At 72.3% G+C, this 2,055-nt stretch carries 2 protein-coding genes; both read right to left on the bottom strand.

Annotation, left to right across the window (positions count from 1 at the left end; genetic code table 11):
* Nucleotides 1–527, bottom strand: a 527-nt coding sequence (locus E1193_RS31230; protein ID WP_132186711.1) for a GNAT family N-acetyltransferase, incomplete at its 3' end; no start/stop codon positions are given.
* Entirely contained in the window at nucleotides 524–2,053 is a 1,530-nt protein-coding gene (locus tag E1193_RS31225) for an APC family permease (protein ID WP_132186710.1), read from the bottom strand. The genes E1193_RS31225 and E1193_RS31230, both read right to left, overlap by 4 nt.
* Nucleotides 2,054–2,055 lie beyond the last annotated feature (2 nt).

Below are 2,055 nucleotides of genomic sequence, written 5' to 3'. Positions count from 1 at the left end.
CGTCCGACGTACCCGTGCCGGGCGTACAGGTCGCGGCTGATCTCGCTGCTCGCCTCCAGGTACGCCGGCACCCCCTCGGCGTCCAGCACCGCGTGGTGGTGCCGCAGCAGCGTCGTGCCGACGCCCTGCCCCTGCCGCTGCGGGGCCACCGCCAGGAACGCCAGGTGGTGGTGCTCGTCGCGCGGATGGTGCGCCTCGAACAACTCGTCGAGGTGACGGAACCGGTCGGTCCACTCGCCGCAGGCAGCGGCCAACCGCGCGTCGTAGTCGACCGGAGCCGGCGTGGGCTCACCCACCTGCGGGAACCAGACCGCCACTCCGGCCCGGTCAGCGGTGCCGTGGACCAACCCGTGCCGCATGGCATGGTCCACCAGGATCTCGAAGTGGCCGGCCAGCGCCGCCTCCCGCTTGCTGGTCTCCGGCACCAGCCAGCCCGTCGCCGCCAGCACCTGGAACGAGTTGGCGATCCGCTCGGCGACCGCCCGGGTCTCCCCCGGGCCGAGCCGCTCGATGGTCGGCCCGCTCACCGGGAAACCCCCGTCCCGGCCGGGTCCGGCTCACCCGTGGTCGTCCGCAGGCCCGCCGCCGCGCTCGCCGCGCCGAGGCCGATGCGGGCGTACACGTCGGGGCGGGTGCTCCTGAGCACAAACCCCCAGACCAGGCCGAGCAGCGCGGCGGCCGGATAGACCGCCGGGACGCCCCAGCGCAACGGGGAGTCCGGCGCCACGCCGAGCAGGATGGCGAAGTTGTCCACCGCCACCGCGATGATGGCGACCAGCGCGACGGCCGCCAGGCCGGGCGCCACCGCCCGCCGCCACAGGCTCTCCGTCGAGGCGTTCCGGGCGAAGAAGGCGATCACCGCGATGCTGGTCATGGCGGTCAGCAGCAACACCCCGAAACCGCCGCCGGCACCGGCCCAGTAGAACAGCTGGAGGATCGGATCCCAGCCGTTCACCGCGTACAGCAGGATCACCACCAGGCCGAGCAGGCTCTGTGCCGCCGAGGCGACCCAGGGCGAGCCGGTACGCGGCGAGGTCTGCCCGAACACGGCCGGCAGCACCCGCTCCCGACCGAGGGCGAACACGTACCGGGCCGTGGTGTTGTGGAACGAGATCATCGCGGCCAGCAGCGAGGTCATGAAGAGCGCCTGGCCGATGGTGACGACGGTGCCGCCGAGGTGCGCGGCGGCCAGGTTGAAGATCAGCTCGACGCTCTGCTCACCGGCCTGCTGCGCGATGTTCTCCGGCCCGGTGGCCACGGTCATCGTCCAGGACGACAACGCGTACAGCCCGGCGATGATCGCGATGGACAGGTAGGTCGCCAGCGGCACCGTCCGCTGCGGATCCTTGCTCTCCTCGCTGAACACCACCGCCGACTCGAACCCGACGAAGCCGGTCGTGGCCAGCACGAGCACCGCGCCCACTCCCGGCACCAGCAGGTTGGTCGGGGAGAACACGTCGAGACTCACCGCGCCGCCGGCCGGGTTGCCGAGCTGACCGAGGTCGAACACGACGATCACCACGATCTCGGCGATCAGCAGCACCGCCAGCACCAGGCCGTTGACGTCGACCCGTAGCAGACCCAGTACAGCGACCAGGGCCCAGGCGGCCAGCGCCACCAGCGCCCAGTGCGGCTCGATGCCGAACAGGTTGCCGAACACGGGGGCCGACGCCGCGCCGATCGCGCCGTAGAGCCCCACCTGGAGGGCGTTGTACGCGATCAGCGCCATCCAGGCCGCGCCGACGCCGGCCGGCCTGCTGATTCCACGGGAGACGTACGCGTAGAAGGCCCCGGCGTTCTCCACCCGGCGGGCCATCGCCACATAGCCGACGGAGAAGAGCGCGAGGACGGCGGCCACCACGAGGAAGGCCAGCGGGATGCCGGTGACGCCGGTTACCGCGTACCCGGTGGTGACGACGCCGGCGATCACGGTGAGCGGTGCCGCGGCGGAGAGGACGAAGAACATCACCGAGGGGACGCCGAGCCGGCCCCGGGCCAGGGCGTCCGAGACGTTGCTGGGGCGTTGCAACGTGGGTGCGGGTGTCGGGGGCATGG

It is taken from the genome of Micromonospora sp. KC606, assembly GCF_004348675.1.
Lineage (GTDB): Bacteria > Actinomycetota > Actinomycetes > Mycobacteriales > Micromonosporaceae > Micromonospora.
Note: the sequence above shows the minus strand (reverse complement) of the source record. Positions and strands in the feature narration are given on the sequence as shown.

Excerpts from the sequence above, each read along its gene's own strand:
- E1193_RS31225 (WP_132186710.1), bottom strand. The coding sequence starts at position 2,053 with ATGCCCCCGACACCCGCACCCACGTTGCAACGCCCCAGCAACGTCTCG.